This is a genomic window from Nitrospira sp. CR1.1 (genome assembly GCA_014055465.1).
In the GTDB taxonomy this organism is placed as follows: Bacteria; Nitrospirota; Nitrospiria; order Nitrospirales; family Nitrospiraceae; genus Nitrospira_A.
This window is the reverse complement of the sequence record WIAF01000006.1, coordinates 126,734-144,411: the sequence shown is the minus strand read 5'-3', so window position 1 is coordinate 144,411 and position 17,678 is coordinate 126,734. Positions and strand designations below refer to the sequence as shown.

The window sequence follows — 17,678 nt, the reverse complement described above, 5'->3', positions numbered from 1 at the left end:
AAGATCAGAGGGTACCATGCTCCTGCTAAGAGAACCAGACGCGCGGATAAGACGCCTGGGCTGCATCTCGCTAGACTGGTCCCACGCCAACATGGTGAGCACGCCAACACGACGGACACAGAGGAGGACATCATGACGACCAGCACGCTGACCACGGACATGGATGGGTTGAAACAGAAGCTCCAACACATTTGGACGGCGGGGGATTATGATCGGTTTTCACGCTACCTGGAAGGGGGCGCGCGCGAGTTTTACGAACGGCTGCCGGTCTCGCCAGGCGCAACGCTGCTCGATGTCGGCTGCGGCTCCGGCCAGCTGGCATTGATTGCGGCCAAGGACGGACTCGAGGTCACGGGCGTGGACATCGCACCCAACTGGGTGGAGCGGGCGCGAGCGCGTGCCCAGGCCGAGGGCTTGCGAGTCAAGTTCGACGAGGGCGATGCGGAGGCACTGCCCTATGCCGACAGGTCGTTCGATCTGGTGGTGAGTATTCTCGGCGCCATGTTCGCGCCACGCCCGGACCTGGTTGCGCAAGAGCTCTTGCGCGTGTGCGTCCCGGGGGGCGCGGTGGCGATGGCCAATTGGACGCCGCAGGGATTCGTTGGGCAGATGTTCAAGACCGTTGCGAAGTTCATCGCACCGTCCGGGATGCCGTCGCCGGTGTTGTGGGGTGATGAGGCCACGGTCCGCGAACGACTCGGGCCAGGCCTCTCGTCGCTGTGCCTGACGAAGCGAATCTACCGGCTCGACTATCCGTTCCCGCCGGCCGAGGTCGTGGACTTTTTCGGCCAATATTACGGCCCGATCAATCGTGCGTTTGCCTCGTTAGACGAATCCGGTAAGGAGCGCTTACGGGCGGAGTTGGAATTGCTCTGGTCCCAACACAACCGGGCGCAGGGCGGCGCCACGGTGGTGGAGGCGGAATACTTGGACGTCATCGGCACGCGAGCGTAGGACATTCACGGCAGTCAACCAAGGAGGGCCATCATGTCGCAGACATCGACCAGCTTGGAACAGGAGCAAGCCGTTGGGCTCTACGATCTGACCAATCTCGGCAAGATGAAGGACCTCGGCACCCTGGCGCCGGAAGCGATGGCGGCATTTGTCGCGTTCGACAAGGCGGCCCTGGCCGACGGAACCATTCCCAAAAAGTACAAGGAGCTGATCGCACTGGCAGTCGCCTGTACCACGCAATGCCCCTATTGCATCGATATCCATACGAACAGTGCGCGGAAATTAGGCGCGACTGAACCGGAGCTGGCTGAAACGGTGCTCGTCGCAGCCGCATTGCGCGCTGGCGGCGCTATCACGCATGGCACCCACGCGTTGAAGTGAACACGCATAGAGAGGTCTTGCAGGGTGAGGGAGCCTGGGGCTGATTTCCCGGCCGCAGGCTCCCTCCGGGTGGAAGGCTCTCCTCGGATGTCGGAGCAGCAGGCCATCCGTTTGTTCCTGATCTCATGGCCGGGGTGTTGTGTTGTGAGAGGCGTGGGGTTGGCCTTGATAGTCGATCGGTCAACGAGCTCACGTACGACCGGCTGTGTGGTGAGTTCAGGGCGTCGGTTTCGTGTTGATGAGTGATTGGCTTCCGAAGAGCAGGAAGAATTCAGACCCGCCGCCGTCTCGCGGTTGCACCCACGCGCGTCCACCGTGCCGATGCGCAATCTGTTGGACAATAGCCAATCCCGCGCCCGTGCCGCTCACCTCGCGCCCCACCGCCCGTTGAAACAATTGGAAGATCCGATGGGCCTGATCCGGCTCAACCCCGATTCCGCGGTCTCGCACCACAATGCCTGCAAGCGGGCGCGAATCCTCCGCCAGCCAGAACGGGGCGACCTCAATATCGGGAACCTCTCCATCCCGGTGAAACTTCAGCGCGTTCGCAATCAAGTTGTACAACGCCTGCGTGATCCACGTGGTATTCACTCGAAATGAGGGAAAATTGGCGGCGACCTCGACGCGCGCGCCCGTGCGCCGGATCGTTTCATCCAGTTGCGTCAAAGCCGCGATGACCAAGTCGTCGCCGCGGACCTCTTCATAGGGCATCTCCAAACGTTGCGCCCTCGACAGCGTGAGCAGATCCTCCATGAGCTGATCCATCCGTTGTGCCGAGCGAATGATTCGATCGATGTAATCGGTCCCTTTGGAGTCCAGCCGGTCTCCGTAGCGCTCGCGTACCAATTGCGAGAAGTTTGAGATCGACCGGATGGGCTCACGCAGATCGTGTGAGGTGATATACAGCAGCGTTTCCAAATCGCCATTGCGTTGTTGGAGTTCCGCCGTGCGCTCCTGCACGCGATGTTCCAATTCCTGGTGGGACCGTTGTAACACCTGCTGCGCCTGCTCACGCTCCGTGACGTCGCGTGCAATGGCATACAGATGTCCGTCTGGGTGCGGAGAGGATTTCCACGACAGCAGCCGCCAAGTTCCGTTCTTGTGCTGATAGCGGTTTTGAAATTCCAGGACCGGTTCGCCTCTGCCGATCTGGCGCTCGACCTCAAGGATCGTGCTGGCCCGGTCGTCGGGATGCACGAAGTCGAGGAACGGACGACTCATCAATTCATCGAGGCTCCAGCCTAATGTGCGGGTACACGAGGGACTCAGGCGCGTGAAATAGCTCTCGGCATTCGCAATGCAGAGCATGTCCAGGGACAGCTCGAACAAACGTTCGAGATCCGTGTCAGCCTGCTGCCGCGGTTTATCGTGCGGGGGCAGGGAGGAATGTGCTGTCATGGGGGGATCTTAGTAAAACCGCTACGGTGGTGCAAGGCTTCTGTTCTCATATGACCCGTGCTCGCCTTGACTTCGTTGGAGCCTCGCATGATACTTCGACCGCGTTGACCGGCATAACCGGCGACTGCGGTCGGTCCCACAGCGGAGGACGTTGATGCAGAAAACGGGTGCTGGCGTTGCTGTTGTAGTGATGATTGTGTCAGTCATGTCTGGAATGCCGAATGCGGCGCGGGCTGATTGTGTGGATGGTGTGCGCAACGCCACTCCCGAAGAATTGGCGTTCGCGGCCAGGGCAGAGGCGGCCCTGGCCGCGGCTCTGCCGGCGCCCATTCCGAACAGCGAGCGGCGTGGCGGACCGTATGATTTCGCCCGGCAGCCGCGACTCTCATTCTGTAAGGGCGATCAGGTGGGTGCGTTTGTCCCGAGTGTGGGTGGAGGGTATTTGTACAAGTTCCCCAAGGCAGAAGCCGACCGGTTGTACGCTGAGCGCAAGGCCATTGAAAAGCAAATCGACGAGGCGGAGAAACTGCCACTCGAAAAGGATGCGGAGTATAAGCAGGTGCTGAGTCAGATGAAGGTCGCCTATGAGGCCGCCCCACGTCGCAGCCGGAAGGATCCGCCCTTCACGCCCGAGCAGCAAGCGCAGGTGGATCGTGCGATGGCTGAGGGAAAGAAACTCGAAGACGCGGCGAAGAAGCTGGTCAGCGACCATGTCGCATCAGTGAAATCCCAAACCGATCAGCTACGCGCCCAAGCCAAGCGGTTGGAGTCCTATCCGCAAGATCTTGCCGTGCGCCTTGCGATGAACATGGAGCGCTTCCCGGAGTCCGTTCCGATGCTCGCGACATTCGGTGCGCCGAGCGCCCGCCGTAGCTGAGGCCTCGCCGTGCATAACGTTGTGATGGCCGTCGAGGGACCGGAAGGAGCCGCGCGTCAAGCTCTGTTCGATGCTGTGGACAAGGTCTACCTCCAGGGCCTCGTCGGGCAGCCGTTGCCTGAGCTCGACGCCTCAAAGACGCGGACTGAACGAAACAGCCAGGCTGTGCAGGCAGGGCAATAAACGTGGAACGTAAATCTCCTTGGTGTGCTCCAGGACTCGGGCTATATTGTGGCCATGGAGAGACAGCGCCAGCGGGGTAGGGGGACGGGCGTCGGCATCTTCGCCGGGTTTGTTGTTGGTTTCCTCTGGTTTTTTCTGAGTTTCGCGGCCATGTTCAATGGCGTCTTTCTGTTCCTGTTATTTCTGGTTCCCGCGTATGCGCTATCGGGAGCCCTGCTCGTGTGGCTCTTCCGGCTTCCGCCGATCCATGCGGCGTTCTCCCTCGTGGCTGCGGCCTTACCCTGGGTGGCCTGGTTGTGGCCCGCGACCATTTCAAGCTCCGGATGGCTAAAGTCCCTCGCCTGGCCCGTTTTTGTAGGCACGGCCTTCGGGATGAGTCTACTCGGCGCCCAGCTCGTGGCGGCGAGGCGGCGTCGCCGCGAACCGACCCAGGCAGACCCGACTCCCGCTTAGAGACTCATCGCTGTTCGACCGGCCTTTCATCCCTGATGGTTGTGGGATGTATTGAAAGAATGCGGGCGGGTATCGTCCGGCACTCAGGCGGTCTCCTTTTCCATGGACGCAATGAAGGTATCCGCTTCCTGGATGGAGGCGTTGAGATCCTTGATCAGCGCGTCGACGTTCCCCTCCACCGTGGTCAATTCACTCTTGAGCGACGCAATGGCCTGCGCGTTTAGGTTGTGCTTCAGAAACAAGACATGGTCTTTGAGCTTGGCTAGGACGGGGTCCATCTTCGCCTCCGCACGTTTCATGGCCTTGATCAACTGCGCATACTGGCTTCGCGTTTGCGTGAGCTGCTTCTGACTTTTCTGACGGAGCGACGCGTTGGAATACTGCTTCAATTCCCCTTCCCACTCCGTGAACAGGGCTTCCGACACATCTTCCACTGAAGCGATGCGGCTGCGAACGGCTTGCGCGCGTTTTTCACTCTGCTGATATTCGTCGTTCAACAGATCGTACTTGTCCTGCAACTCGCCGCCCGGGACGTTCAACGTTTTGGTGAAACGATCCAGCGCCGACTTGAACTGTTCTTTGGCCTCCTGTTGCGCATCACGGGCTTTTTTGACATCGGTGACCATCAGGTCGCGTTTGTGATACCCGAGCTTTTCCATCGTTTCATAGTAGGCCGTCTGGCAACCGGTGCCGGCGAGGCATACGAAGGCGAGTCCGCCAGTCAAGGCGAGCGTGGCGAGTCTATGAATGAAGACAGGATACCGAAAAGTCATGATGCCATCCTTCTCTAGCGGGGCGTTGCGGCGGCCTGCCTGGCCTTATGCTCTGTGTCACCGCCGATATTGGTGATTCCATACCAAGCGCGTCGCTCAGACCGCTTGCCTGCCGATGTCACTGTAACAGACCGATTCTGCTTCTTCCATTGTTCTTGTGCCCCGCGGAGGCCTTGTCTGGACAGTGATGTGTAGATCCTGGCATGCTTCACATGACGAAATATGCGCTGATCTCCCGTCCGAGCGGGAGACGATACCTTTGAAAAAGGAGCCAGGAGCATGCCGACCAATACCGTCCGCCTTCACCGCGTGCTTCGCTCTACGCCGGAACGAATTTACCGGGCCTTCCTTGATGCGGACGCGATGACGAAATGGCTGCCGCCGAACGGGTTCACTGGGAAAGTGCATCATTTGGACGCCACGGTAGGTGGCACCTTCAAGATGTCGTTCACAAATTTCTCGACCGGGAAAAGCCACTCATTCGGCGGAACATATCTGGAACTCGCACCGCATACGCGAATCCGCTACACGGACACGTTCGACGACCCGAATGTACCGGGGGAGATGCACGTGACCATCACCTTGAAACAGGTGTCGTGCGGGACTGAGATGACCGCCGTGCAAGAAGGGATTCCTGAGATGATTCCCGTGGAAGCCTGTTATCTCGGCTGGCAGGAATCGCTGACGCTGCTCACGAAACTCGTCGAGGCCGAGATTCCCGACTAGCGCATCAGGCCTCCACCGGCGCATCGTCCAGCGGTACGTCGCGAATCTGAATCGAGTCGACCCGTTGCTGCGCCAGGACGTCTGAAATAATGACAACCTTGTCTCCGGCCTGGAACTGCTCACGATCCTTCAGAATCCGGAACGCCGTTTGGAGCGTCTTTTCAGGGTCCGAACTGAAATCAATCTTAAATGGCAAGACTCCGCGATTGAGCAACATCGTCCGCCGGGGTTGGCTCATGTTGGTGAAGGCATAGATGTTGGTGGCAAAAGGGCGGCAGTTGGCGACGAGATCGGCCATGAGTCCGCGTCTGGTGATCACGACGATCCCTTTGGCCTTGACCCCCTCCGCGAGCTGCACGGCCGCTGCTGCCAGCTGCTGCTTATTGCCCGCGTCGCGCAAGTGTTTCGCAAACTGCAACCCCGGTATCGTTTCAGATTTGAGCGCAATTCTGCGGAGGTATTCGACGCATTTCACCGGATATTTGCCCACCGTGGTTTCGCCGGACAGCATGACGGCATCGGCTTCTTCGTAGATCGCATTGGCTACGTCGGTGACCTCGGCGCGGGTGGGGTGCGGGTGGTGGATCATGGATTCGAGGAGATGCGTGGCCACGATCACGCGTTTGCCGTATTCGGCGCAGAGTCGCACGATCGTGCGTTGCACATTCGGCAGATCTTCCAGGTTGATCTCCACTCCCAAATCTCCACGCGCCACCATGATGCCGTCCGACTCCTTGATGATCGCTTCGAGATTCCGGACCCCTTCCTGATCCTCGATTTTCGCGACGATTTTTACCCTTCCGACCTTATCGCCCATGAGCGTCTTTAGCTGCTGGATATCTCCGGCCTCACGCACGAATGAGAGCGCGATGAAGTCCACATCCCGTTCCAGGCCGAACAGGATATCTTTCGTGTCCTTCGGCGTGATGGCCGGAAGGTTGACGCGCACGCCGGGCAGATTCACGTGGCGCTTGCTCTTCAACAGCCCCCCGTCTAAGACGCGGCACCGCATGTGGCGCTCGTGTTTCTCCAGCACCTCGAAATTGATCAGCCCGTTGTCCACGGTGATCCGGTCTCCTACACTCACCGCTTCGAGCAAGTCGGCATAGTTGATGTGGATCGAGCTTTCCTCGACGTTCAACGGCCCGCGCGTCGTGACGGATACGATCTCGCCTTGCCGCAGATCCAATTCGTTCGAGAGATCCCCGGTGCGGATTTCCGGACCTTGCGTATCGAGGAGAATGGGGATGGGGAACTTCACTTTGCGATTCAGGGTCTTGATGTGCTGGATCACCTTGGCGTGGGACTCGTGGTCTCCGTGAGACATGTTCAGACGGGCGATACTCATGCCGGCGTCATAGAGCTTCTGCAGCATCTCGTAGGAGCCTGTTGCCGGGCCGATGGTGCAGATGATACGGGTCTTTTGCATGGCACTCTCCGCGAGGGGTGACGGCACACATTCAGAGCCGCCGATGCGCGAGCAATCGGGGAAGCGACGGCGATGTGATACCAGAAGAATCGGTTGAATCGAGGCCATTCTACGTTTTCTCACGAGTCTCGTCCACGGTTGCCGGCGCACATGTTGCCGTGGAATGCTACAGTGGCGCACTCGGTGGATGGGCTCTGACGCCGCGAAGGCCTGCTTGATCCACCGGACGGCTCTGATATATGATCCGCATCTTAAGTGTGTCCCGGTACGTGACTGATCGAACATGACTATTAATCGGCAGGGCATCGGTATGAGCATGGCGGCGGCGATGATGATCGCCAGCTCCGCCTGAGCCTGCCTGCCATCGAACGTGTACGTATGCAGCAGAGGCCCCTGGCGGATTCACTCCCGCCAGGGGCTTTTTTGTTCTCGAAATCAGGCTGAGACAGTGAAAGGAGAGCAGGGCATGGTAACCGTGCAGTCGATCGCCGCCGCGGCCTCGCGCATCGCATCTTCAATCTATGAATCCCCATTGGTTCATTCCAGGACCTTGTCCCGGCTCACCGGCAATACGATCTTTCTCAAACTCGAAAACCTTCAAATGACGGGATCGTTCAAAGAGCGAGGCGCTCTCAATCGGATTCTCATGATGACCGCCGAGGAGCGACACCGCGGCGTTATTGCGGCCTCGGCCGGCAACCACGCGCAGGGCGTGGCCTACCACGCGGCGCAGCGAAGCATTCCCGTCCAGATTTGGATGCCGCGGTCGACGCCCCTGGTGAAGCTCTCGGCGACGCGCAATCACGGCGCGGATGTCGTGCTCCACGGCGAAAATTATGACGAGGCCTGCCGGGCGGCGATGGACCGCAGCCGGGAGCGGCAGGCCACCTTCATCCATCCTTTCGATGACGACGAGGTGATTGCAGGGCAGGGTTCGCTCGGTTTGGAGCTGCTACGGCAGAATCCGGCCTTGGATGTGATCGTTGTGCCCGTTGGAGGCGGAGGGTTGATCGGTGGGGTCGGCTGCGCGGTGAAGGAACGGGAGACCCAGGTGGAAGTCGTGGGTGTCCAAACGGCCCGCCTTCCGTCGATGAGTGCCGCGCTTCAGAGCGGGGTTCCGGTCGAACTGCCGGCCGGCCCGACATTGGCAGACGGGATTGCCGTGAGAACAGCCGGCTCCCGCACGTTGCCGTTGGTGCAACGCTACGTCGATCAGATGGTCAACGTCGATGAAGACGAGATCGCTGCGGCAATCCTCACGTTGCTCGAAGGAGAGAAGACCGTGGCGGAGGGGGCAGGGGCCGTGGCTCTGGCCGCATTGCTGCAGGGCAAGACGGGACATCGCGGTAAAAACATCGCAGTGCTCGTGTCCGGCGGGAATTTGGATGTCAATCTGCTGGCTCGCATCATCGAGCGTGGGATGGTCAGGGACGGCAGGCGGTTGCGGCTGCGCGTGCGGTTGCCGGACTATCCCGGCTCGCTTGAAGGATTGACCTCGGTGATCGCCAAGGCCAGTGCCAATATCGTGGAAACGTCCTACAACCGCGCCCACTATGGCGTCGGACTGAACGAAGCGGCGCTGGACGTGACCATGGAAACGCGCGGGCGAGACCATGCGTCGGAGCTACTGGCGGCGTTGACCGGGTCTCGCTATGAATTCAGCGTGATCGAGTAGCCGATGCGGATCACTCTTGGGCAGCGGACAAAATCATGAGCGGACTTATTTCGCGAACGACTTCGTGATGATTGTGGTGAGGCAGGGAGAGCCGGGGGCGGCACGCCCCTCTGCAACGACCCTCTTAGCGAGCAATGGCTTGTGGTTGCCGGGCTTCGGCTAGTTGCACATTGACGCGGACCACTCCCTCATTCAAGTTCCGGTAGGGATAGCGATCCGTGATGAGCGGCAGGTTATCAGCCGCATCCTGGGTTGTCACAACCGTGAGTGCCGGCACGTACCGTCCTGAAGGCACCTTCACGCCGATGATTTTCGCTCCCGGTTCGACGACCACACGATGGCCCAACTCTGCGCGAAAGACCAGCGCTTGCATCCCGACAAAGGTGTCGTTGCCGACCTTGGCTGGTCCGTGGACCTGCGATTGGTGGGCCAGCGACACGCGATCTCCGATGTACACTGAATAGGGTTTGCCGTCCACCTCGACTTCGTTCTCCGGAAGTTCGTGGTCGCCTTCGAAGGTCTCCAGGCCGTGGACCACAACTCCATCCTGCACATTGCTATCGTTGCCGATATGGATGTGTCGCCCTTCATCTCCACGGACAGACGCGGCGGGCGCGACGAACACTCGATCTCCGAGGGTGACAGACCCAATGACGACGCCGAGGGGGTGAATCCTGCTGTGATTCCCGATGACCGGCGCTTCGACGTCCGGCATGAACGTCGTCTTCACACTGGGGCCGACATAGCCGGTGAGGATGAAGCCGAGCAGGATGAGGTTCAGGCAGAGGGACAGTTTCAGGTAACGGTACATAGATGCGACTCTTTCCTGTGAAAATTTTGTGATGCGGTGGTCTGCCTAAGGAGGAGCATGCAGGTTGTCCATAGGGGAGAGTGTAGGCGTTGGGCTCTGAATACACAAGAAAATGAAGCAGACCCGAAAGACGGGGAGGGCTGTCCGCTGTGCCAACTACGGACTGATCTCCGGCCCTGTTGCTAGGGAACGCTGAGCTGAACGCGTGTGTTATCGAACAGTTCATGAGACGGGTGACGGGAGACGCGTCACAACTTACGAAGCCGACGTCGCAGCACTTGCATCAGGCTGGGAGGGGGCGTGGGCATGGTACGTGAAAGTTATCGGGTGCAGACCTGTCAGCGGCGATCGTCCCGCCTGATCCGCATGGGGGCGGTGATGGCCTGTTGCGTCAGGCTGCCATGTTGCGGGGCGAGTTGTGAGAAGGTGGTCTCATGGGCGTCCTGCACGGAGAAGCGATATTCCTTGCCGGAGGCCACTTGTTGTGGAACTTCGACCAGCACCCTGCCCACATAGGCCACGTCACCCGGTTGGCTCTCGAAGACGAGACTGAGGTCTCCCCCCGTGCCGGATATGCCTGAGCGATGAAAGTTCTTCATCAGATACTGCCCGGGCCGTAGCCGGGCGAGAAACGGCCGTTCTTGTCCCGCCACGGCTTCGAGATGGTAGCGGCTGGCGTAGGGGCTTTCTCCGTTCGGGTCCGCCGGTTGAATCTGCACGACGTCGAACTCATAGATGGTGGAGCGGTCGCCCGCCGTTGTTCCGGGACCGGCGCCTGTCGGCTCCTGCCGCACCAGCACCGAACCGATCACGATCCCCCATTCGGGACCCGGTACCGCCGTCCGTTCATGTGACATGTCCAGAGACGAGGCGCAGGAAGCGAGGCTCAAGGCCAGAGACGCGAGTACGAGAGCAAGAACGCGGGTTCGCAAAGTTGCGTGGTCGCAAGATCTCATGCGTCGCACGATCTCCGGTTGCGCTCCGGCGGTCAAGAGATGGCTGCTCATCTTGGATCAGGCCGTCCTTCTCATCGCGCCATGCGACCGGCGCGCAGATTGGCCGGAATAGCGATATCGATTTTGGCGGGCAGGGGCTGCTTTCGCCTGTTCATCAATTCGATGAACCCCTCCTTGTCGATCGAGAGATTGAGCCGTTCGTTGAACCGTTTTTCTTCGCCGATGGTGGAGGAGACCCTGCCCTGGTAGTCGTGGCCGGGATAGACGACCGTGTCGTCCGGCAGCGAAAAGAGCTTATGACGGACCGATTCAAAGAGCATGGCTGCGGACCCCCCTTGGAGATCCGTCCGGCCATTGCCTCGAATAAACAACGTGTCTCCCGTGAAGACCGCCCCGGGCAAAACATAACTTGTGCAGCCATCCGTGTGACCGGGCGTCGCCAGCGCTTTCAATGCGGTATGGCCGATGTGCAGTTCTTGCCCGTCGGGAAGGAACAGATCGGCACCCGTTACCGTGCCGGCCGCGCCACCGCCATACACGATTTGCGCACCGGTGCGATCCTTGAGCAGCGAGGCTCCGGTAATGTGATCGGCATGCACATGGGTTTCGACTGCATAGAGCAGGGCCAAGCCCAGCTCCTTCAGGAGTTTCACATCGCGTTCAACATTCTCAAGGACGGCATCGATGATGACGGCCTGGCCTGTTTCCCGATCGGCCACGATGTAGCTGCGGCTCTCCGCCCGGTCATCGACATCTTGCGTCTCGTTCACGTCCAGCAGCACGGTGACGGTATAGGTGTGGCTCGTTGCCATCGATGGACTCCAATGTGGGGCGAATAGTCATGGGAAGAAACCGGCGCATTGTAGACCGGGTGCGTCGTTCCGGTCCATGGCTTCATGAGGGGCGACAGGGTGAACTACATCTGCTTTGCATCAGGCCTTCCCATGCCGCATGCTAGGGGAGACCTGCCGATTGAATGAATCCTGAGCCTGACGGAGGAGACATGTCCGAACGCACACAGGACGATGGTCGCACACAAAAGGAACGGATGTTAGCGGGAGATCTGTACATCGCGAACGACGCGGAGCTCGAACGAGCGTCCCGCCGCGCCTACCGGTTGATGAAGGAGTATGAAGCGCGCTATGCGGCGGATCGAGATGCGGCCACCGAGGTGCTGAAGGAATTGCTGGGAGCGGTCGGGTCTGGAGTCCACATCAAGCCGCCGCTTTTCGTTGATTACGGTAGCAACATCTTCGTTGGAGCGAGGACCTTTGCGAACTATGGCCTGGTCGCTTTAGATGTGGCCCGGATCACAATCGGAGAGGATGCGCAGATCGGTCCCAACGTGCAGCTCCTGACTCCCACTCACCCCACCGGGCCGAGCCTCCGTCGAGAAAAGTATGAGGCGGCTAAGCCGATCGTCATCGGAAACAATGTCTGGCTTGGTGGCGGCGCGATCGTGTTGCCCGGGGTGACGATCGGCGACAACAGCGTCATCGGCGCCGGTTCAGTGGTGACGAAGGACATTCCCGCCAACGTGATTGCCGTCGGCAACCCGGCCCGAATCGTACGGAACCTGTAAATTGCCGGTTCACCGCAAGGGGAGAGGGTCGTTCATCGGGGCCTATAGTGGGACCAGTCCGGCGTCATTCCCGTATCCGTTCCGAAGCCGGAACAAGCCGGCCTTGCTGCAACAGGAACCAGCCGGAGAGCAGCAACAGCAGGGTGAAGTTGGGGATAAGAATGGCCGACTGATTCCATTGCCACCCGTCGAACTTCCAGTCGGAGAGCGGCCAGAGAAACGGGGTCGGAAAAAAGGCGAAGGAATGGGTCGGAATGTCGACCAGCACGTGCAGGCCCCAGGCGCCGAGTTCCAGGACCGGCCGCTTGGTGACCATCCATAGGAGGGCAAAGACGGCGAGAAATACCACGAAGCTATGGGTGACATCGTAGAGATAATGCACGTAGAGTGGAATGGAGGATTCCGGCGGCGTGCCATGACTGAAATCCGGCTTCGGCGACAGGCCCATAGTGGCCGCTGCCCAGAGAATGCCGAACGAGAACAGATCAGGCGCCAGTCCGATCCCGAATGCCAGCCAGAAGCTCGCGCGACTCTTGCGCCCGAAGGCCAACGCTCCCCAGAGACCATGCGAGACGATATCCATGTTCCGCTTCTCCTCAGCGGACTATCCGCGCCCTCATTATAAGGGGAGACCAGACGTTGAGGCTACTGCGCGTGTCTTGGCCCTGTCGGGAGATGCCGGAGAGGCTGAAGAATCACCGGCTGGTGGTCGTTCCGCGTATCTGTGGTATGCCATGAATGGCTCAGACAAACCGGCTGCGTTCTTCGGCGGTGGGGACCCGGCAAGATTGGGCCTTGCCCATGAGGCGATAGCGGTGGCGCGCCACAGAGTTGTACAGAGCGTCGCGCAGGGAGCGAGGTATCAGGATGAACAGGTGGAGCAGGGGCCAGCAGCCGGAGAGGTGCTTGGCGATTCTCAACGCCGCGGTGGATTTTGTGAACACCCGGCCTTGCTCCAATAGCAGAAACGTCTCGAAGTCTTGTGCGGGCATTCCCAACAGCTTGAGCAGCTCCTGCCCCTGGTCGGACTGCAGCGTCGCGAAGTGAAAGCGGCCACGGTCCCGAGCCATCGTGAAATTGACCCAGGCATTGCACCAGTTGCAGATGCCGTCGAAGACAATCACCCGCTCAAGCGCCGCCCATGCATGCGTGCCGGGATCGATCTGCCTCATCGCCCGTGCTCCGTTGATCATCCCCTGAGCGATATTGTGCGTTGCCGCAGGGAATATTTCCACTGCTGAATCGAGGGCGTCTGCATTCCATCGTCATCGCCGGTTCGGTATAATGCGCCCGAACTTTGAGAGGGGAGGGCTGTTATGGCATTTAATCAGGTCGGAGACTTCTGGCTGGCGCCCGGTAAATCCACCCGCATCCATCTCGCCCTCGGGGGCTTGATCAATGAAGTGGAATGGGGCGGGCACGATTTCGGCGCCCAGTGGATCATGGCCGACGGCGTCGGGATCAACCCGGTGCGGCTCATGGTTAGCGAGCACACCAAGGAAAAGAAGCCGATTCGCCTGCATCCTGGTTCACCGAGTCCGATCGTCTATTCCGTGACCGTAACCAACATCGGCGAGGAGTTGGCACATTTCACGGTTCAGGGCGGGGGAAATGTGTAATCGCTCCACAGGAGGCTGCCAGTGAAAGTGAAACGGACCATGCATGTGCTGACGGATAAGAAGGGCGCGATCGTGGGAGGCGGCTTGCTCACTCCCGGCAAGGATCACAAGGGCAAACCAGTGCATATCCGGATCGAGCCGATGAAAGGACAGTTGTTGAAGGAAGTCGCGGTACCGGCTGACCTTGCGCGGCTGGAAGGAGCCGTCTTCTTCAGCCGTTTGATGTGCGACTTTCATCTCCCGCGCGGCAAGAAGGAACTGGTAAGGAAAGCGACCAAGCGGTAGCCGGACACGATTTCTTGCATCATTGGTTCGACTCGTCACAATCGACCAGCATGCCTTGAACCGCAACAATCGGCCGCCCGTTCCGAATGAAAGTCGCGGCCGTGAGCGCCACGACACCTGTCCCGCCCCAGCAGGGGGTCCGCTCACGACAGCCGCCCGCAGAAATTCCCTGAACTCTTCAGCGGTGGAAACCGGAAATCCGTTGGAGGACAGCGCCACGAGGTCGGTCCTGGACCCGTCTGAAGGGAAAATTCGACAGCCATGCCACGTGGCATCTGGTTGCCGCCGGGCACGGTCGGTTGCCCTGAGCCGTCTGGCAGCCTTGTCACACATGCCACAATAGTTCCCCCACACGTCTTAGGCATCCCGGGATTTCCGCTTAGCCTGCGGATGTGCGGTTGCCCAATCATGCATGGCGAGCAAAATGGGCTCAAGCGAGCGTCCTCGCGAGGAGACCCGATATTCAACGCGCGGCGGAATTTCCTTGAAGTCCAATCGTTCCACGAGACCATCAGCTTCCATTTCGCGTAACTGCTTTGCGAGCGTGCGGTGCGTGATGCCCTGGAGGTCGCGCTGCAACTGATTAAAGCGCCGCTCGCCCTTCAGCAACCAGTAAATGACCATCACTTTCCAACGACCGGAGATCAGGGCGAGCGTCCGCTCTGTCGGGCATTCGGTATTCTTTGCCATGTGCAGTATCCATTGGGACCGTACTTGAAAATTGTGAGTACAAGCCTATATTACTTTCCATGGAAAATCCAAGATCAACTGATCGGGATCACCCCGTCTCGAAAAGGGAGCAGGTATGAAGCAGATTGCAGAAATACTGCGCGCTCATGGCAGCCATTGGGTCGGTGACGGTTTCCCAGTCCGGTCGCTATTTTCCTACCATCATGATAGCGCAGCGATCAGCCCGTTCCTGCTGTTCGATTATGCAGGCCCCCATCAATTCGATCCCACCGAGACGCCACGCGGCGTCGGGCAGCATCCGCATCGTGGATTTGAGACGGTGACCATCGTCTATGACGGAGAGGTGGCGCATCGCGATTCTGTCGGGAATGGCGGGGTCATCGGGCCGGGCGATGTCCAATGGATGACGGCGGCCCGCGGCATCCTTCACGAGGAATTTCACTCACCGAACTACAGCAAGACAGGCGGCCCGTTCAGGATGGTCCAGCTCTGGGTTAATTTGCCGGCCAAAGACAAGATGAGTCCCGCGGGGTATCAGGGGATCACGAGCGCGGACATTCCGGTCGTCCCCTTTGCGGGTGGGCGGGCCAGGATCATCGCCGGCGAATTTCGCGGTGTCCGTGGACCGGCGCGCACGTTCACGTCCGTCAATCTGTGGGATCTCCGTCTCCAACCAGGCGCCGATCTCACGCTTCACCTGCCAGCAGGGCACAATGCCATGGTCGCGGTGCTCACGGGCCAAGTTGTCATCAATGGCGCGCAGACCGCCGGTGAGGCGGAGATCGTTCGCTTGGAGCGAGAGGGCAGCGATGTGTCCATTCACGCCGATCGCGACGCGATCCTGCTCATCTTGACCGGCGAGCCCATCGATGAACCGGTGGTTGGTTATGGCCCGTTCGTCATGAACAGCGCGGCTGAAATTCGGCAGGCCGCCGACGATTTCAACAACGGCCGCTTCGGCCACATGGAGTCATCTCAACCGCTTATCCGTTGAGCTCCCCGGTTCGAACAACGACAGTGTGCACGGCCATAGGTCCGGCGTCCGCGTGATGTACCGGTTGCGCGGTATCTGTTGGAGGAGAGTCCATCGAGCTCCACCTGCCTCACGATAAGCCGGCGCACCGCTGGTGTGATGTCTATGGCATTGATGAGAAGCGATTCTGACCTCAGCCGCGAAGACGTAATCGAGTGCGTTCAAGTTGGAGGACACCATGGCGACGCCCAAACAATCCACCACGCAGTTGTCTCGGCCTGTTGGTGATCAGGAGCATGTTCTTGGCTCACCCAATGCCGCGGTCACGCTTCTCGAGTACGGCGACTTCGAGTGTCCGTACTCGCAAGAGGGGACCGAGATCGCGAGAACGCTGTTCGAAGCATTCCAAGGGCGCCTGCGATTTGTCTTTCGTCACTTCCCTCTGATGAAACATCCCCATGCGCAGCAGGCGTCGGAAGCGGCCGAAGCGGCGGCGGCACAGGGAAAGTTCTGGGAGATGGCGGAGATTTTGTTTGCGAACCAAGACAGACTGACGGACCGGGAGCTGACGAGGCACGCCGGGCAGATTGGATTGGATCTGGACAGGTTCAAACGAGACCTCTCTGAGCACCGTTATGCGGAAACGGTGCGGGCTGATGTCCTCAGCGGGACAGAGAGCAGGGTCACGGGCACGCCGACGTGGTTCATCAACAGTGAACCGTATGACGGTCCGGACGATCGTGAAACATTGCACGCGGTCCTGCAACGGCACATTTGCAACGTCGAAGCCTGCGATCCGTGACGTGAGAGGATCAGAGCCGGCAAGATATCCGGTTCTTGTGACGAGACATGGGCTGCGAAGATCAGCCTAGATGGCGTCTCTTGGAATGCGCGCCGGCGTTGTCGGAGCAGGCAGGATCAATCGTCGGGATTTCAACGTCAATTTTCACGGCCTCTTGGATAACGGCGGCATGATCGTGAGCGACGAGATTAGCATCAGAATCAACACCGAGTGCATCAAGACCAAGGCGACCACACCGTAGAGTGGCGACCGGTCTACGCGTGCTAGGGGATCGGGAGAATTTGCCTTAGGCACGCCCATCCATACGTACAAATCCGGCGCAAGACACAGGAGTCCGACGGCAAGCCGGAGCAATAGAGGCGGCCGCCTCAAGGGAGCAGCACTATGTCATTTCATGAAAGAGTTGTGCTAATTGTGGGAGGCTCCGGCGCACTGGGACGGACTGTCACACCGGCTTTCGCGCGATCCGGCGCCCGTCTCATCAGCGTAGACCGCGATCCGCCGCCGGATGAGATCGCAGCAGGGAACGCGATGAAGGCGGATGTCACCGATGACGCGGCCGTTCGCCGTCTCGTAGATGACGTGATTCGAACAGCAGGCCGTCTTGATGTGTTGGTGAACCTTGTCGGTGGTTTTGCCATGGGGCGTGTGGTGGACACTGATCTGTCGCTCTGGCAAAGGATGTTGACCATGAACGTGACGTCGGCGTTCCTGCTGTCGAAAGCCGTCCTGCCTCACATGATGACACGCGGAACCGGTCGCATCTTGCACGTGGCGGCCTGGGCGGCGGTCGAGCCGTTCCCCGGCGCCGCTGCCTATCTCGTCGCCAAGTCGAGCTTACTCGCGCTCATCCGCGTATTGGCGCTCGAACTGAAAGGGTCGGGAGTGACGGTCAACGGGGTGCTGCCTACCACTATCGATACTCCCGCCAACCGTGCGAGCATGCCGAAGGCCGATCCCTCCTTCTGGGCCAGGCCGGAATCCATCGCCGAGACGCTGCTCTTTCTCGCCTCGGACAAGGCTGCTCAGATCAGCGGGGCCGCAATTCCGGTCGGCACCGGGGGAGGCGGAGCATCCGCAGGTACGTTCTCGTGAGGAGGCCGGATCATGA

General features: G+C 59.7%; 21 protein-coding genes. 12 read left to right on the top strand and 9 right to left on the bottom strand.

The annotated features are described in order from the left end of the window. Positions 1 to 132 precede the first annotated feature (132 nt). On the top strand, positions 133 to 954 hold the full coding sequence (locus tag GDA65_12425) for a methyltransferase domain-containing protein (GenBank protein ID MBA5863500.1): 822 nt from the start codon (positions 133 to 135) through the stop codon (positions 952 to 954). Between the two features lie 33 nt (positions 955 to 987). Next, positions 988 to 1,335, top strand: coding sequence for a carboxymuconolactone decarboxylase family protein (locus tag GDA65_12420; GenBank protein MBA5863499.1), 348 nt, complete (start codon positions 988 to 990; stop codon positions 1,333 to 1,335). A gap of 216 nt (positions 1,336 to 1,551) precedes the next feature. Here GDA65_12420 and GDA65_12415 read toward each other — a convergent pair whose 3' ends face one another. Continuing rightward, positions 1,552 to 2,733 carry a PAS domain S-box protein gene (locus GDA65_12415; protein MBA5863498.1) on the bottom strand — a complete coding sequence of 394 codons (1,182 nt, stop codon included), beginning with the start codon at positions 2,731 to 2,733 and terminating at the stop codon, positions 1,552 to 1,554. 154 nt (positions 2,734 to 2,887) lie between these two features. Between GDA65_12415 and GDA65_12410 the strand changes: the two genes are divergently transcribed. Both GDA65_12410 and GDA65_12405 read left to right on the top strand, forming a co-directional pair. Further along, positions 2,888 to 3,610 carry a hypothetical protein gene (locus GDA65_12410; protein ID MBA5863497.1) on the top strand — a complete coding sequence of 241 codons (723 nt, stop codon included), beginning with the start codon at positions 2,888 to 2,890 and terminating at the stop codon, positions 3,608 to 3,610. A 231-nt stretch (positions 3,611 to 3,841) separates the two neighbouring features. After that, a complete protein-coding gene (locus tag GDA65_12405) occupies positions 3,842 to 4,246 on the top strand; it encodes a hypothetical protein (GenBank protein MBA5863496.1) in 405 nt (134 codons plus the stop codon). An 83-nt stretch (positions 4,247 to 4,329) separates the two neighbouring features. Here the strand turns inward: GDA65_12405 and GDA65_12400 are convergent, their stop codons facing one another. After that, positions 4,330 to 4,971, bottom strand: coding sequence for a DUF2959 family protein (locus GDA65_12400; GenBank protein MBA5863495.1), 642 nt, complete (start codon positions 4,969 to 4,971; stop codon positions 4,330 to 4,332). A gap of 327 nt (positions 4,972 to 5,298) precedes the next feature. Here GDA65_12400 and GDA65_12395 point away from each other — a divergent pair, with 327 nt between their 5' ends. Then, positions 5,299 to 5,745, top strand: coding sequence for a polyketide cyclase (locus GDA65_12395; protein ID MBA5863494.1), 447 nt, complete (start codon positions 5,299 to 5,301; stop codon positions 5,743 to 5,745). A 4-nt stretch (positions 5,746 to 5,749) separates the two neighbouring features. Here GDA65_12395 and pyk read toward each other — a convergent pair whose 3' ends face one another. Then, complete coding sequence (pyk, locus tag GDA65_12390) at positions 5,750 to 7,174, bottom strand: pyruvate kinase (protein MBA5863493.1); 1,425 nt, start codon at positions 7,172 to 7,174, stop codon at positions 5,750 to 5,752. Between the two features lie 466 nt (positions 7,175 to 7,640). Between pyk and GDA65_12385 the strand changes: the two genes are divergently transcribed. Beyond that, the gene (locus GDA65_12385) at positions 7,641 to 8,849 is read left to right on the top strand and encodes a threonine ammonia-lyase (protein ID MBA5863492.1); all 1,209 of its coding nucleotides are present in this window, start codon (positions 7,641 to 7,643) and stop codon (positions 8,847 to 8,849) included. 124 nt (positions 8,850 to 8,973) lie between these two features. On the opposite strand, the gene GDA65_12380 is transcribed toward GDA65_12385, so the two are convergent. The 3 genes from GDA65_12380 to GDA65_12370 all read right to left on the bottom strand — a co-directional run bounded on the left by GDA65_12380 (position 8,974) and on the right by GDA65_12370 (position 11,428). Next, a complete protein-coding gene (locus GDA65_12380; protein MBA5863491.1) occupies positions 8,974 to 9,660 on the bottom strand; it encodes a carbonic anhydrase in 687 nt (228 codons plus the stop codon). Between the two features lie 338 nt (positions 9,661 to 9,998). Further along, entirely contained in the window at positions 9,999 to 10,517 is a 519-nt protein-coding gene (locus GDA65_12375) for a hypothetical protein (protein MBA5863490.1), read from the bottom strand. 170 nt (positions 10,518 to 10,687) lie between these two features. After that, positions 10,688 to 11,428: an MBL fold metallo-hydrolase gene (locus GDA65_12370; GenBank protein MBA5863489.1), complete on the bottom strand. Its 741-nt coding sequence runs from the start codon at positions 11,426 to 11,428 to the stop codon at positions 10,688 to 10,690. Between the two features lie 191 nt (positions 11,429 to 11,619). On the opposite strand from GDA65_12370, the gene GDA65_12365 reads away from it, so the two are divergent. Further along, positions 11,620 to 12,198, top strand: coding sequence for a sugar O-acetyltransferase (locus GDA65_12365; protein ID MBA5863488.1), 579 nt, complete (start codon positions 11,620 to 11,622; stop codon positions 12,196 to 12,198). A gap of 64 nt (positions 12,199 to 12,262) precedes the next feature. Here the strand turns inward: GDA65_12365 and GDA65_12360 are convergent, their stop codons facing one another. After that, a complete protein-coding gene (locus GDA65_12360; GenBank protein MBA5863487.1) occupies positions 12,263 to 12,781 on the bottom strand; it encodes a hypothetical protein in 519 nt (172 codons plus the stop codon). A 160-nt stretch (positions 12,782 to 12,941) separates the two neighbouring features. Then, a complete protein-coding gene (locus GDA65_12355; protein ID MBA5863486.1) occupies positions 12,942 to 13,370 on the bottom strand; it encodes a DUF393 domain-containing protein in 429 nt (142 codons plus the stop codon). A 144-nt stretch (positions 13,371 to 13,514) separates the two neighbouring features. Here GDA65_12355 and GDA65_12350 point away from each other — a divergent pair, with 144 nt between their 5' ends. Next, entirely contained in the window at positions 13,515 to 13,817 is a 303-nt protein-coding gene (locus GDA65_12350; GenBank protein MBA5863485.1) for a hypothetical protein, read from the top strand. A gap of 21 nt (positions 13,818 to 13,838) precedes the next feature. Further along, positions 13,839 to 14,102 (top strand): hypothetical protein, encoded by a 264-nt coding sequence (locus GDA65_12345; GenBank protein MBA5863484.1) that lies wholly within the window; start codon positions 13,839 to 13,841, stop codon positions 14,100 to 14,102. Between the two features lie 357 nt (positions 14,103 to 14,459). Here the strand turns inward: GDA65_12345 and GDA65_12340 are convergent, their stop codons facing one another. Further along, positions 14,460 to 14,792: a transcriptional regulator gene (locus tag GDA65_12340; GenBank protein MBA5863483.1), complete on the bottom strand. Its 333-nt coding sequence runs from the start codon at positions 14,790 to 14,792 to the stop codon at positions 14,460 to 14,462. A 115-nt stretch (positions 14,793 to 14,907) separates the two neighbouring features. Between GDA65_12340 and GDA65_12335 the strand changes: the two genes are divergently transcribed. From GDA65_12335 to GDA65_12325, 3 genes are all read left to right on the top strand, one after another. After that, positions 14,908 to 15,786 (top strand): pirin family protein, encoded by an 879-nt coding sequence (locus GDA65_12335; GenBank protein MBA5863482.1) that lies wholly within the window; start codon positions 14,908 to 14,910, stop codon positions 15,784 to 15,786. Positions 15,787 to 16,003: 217 nt separating this feature from the next. After that, on the top strand, positions 16,004 to 16,567 hold the full coding sequence (locus GDA65_12330) for a thioredoxin domain-containing protein (GenBank protein MBA5863481.1): 564 nt from the start codon (positions 16,004 to 16,006) through the stop codon (positions 16,565 to 16,567). Between the two features lie 384 nt (positions 16,568 to 16,951). Next, entirely contained in the window at positions 16,952 to 17,662 is a 711-nt protein-coding gene (locus GDA65_12325; protein ID MBA5863480.1) for an SDR family oxidoreductase, read from the top strand. Positions 17,663 to 17,678: the final 16 nt, after the last annotated feature.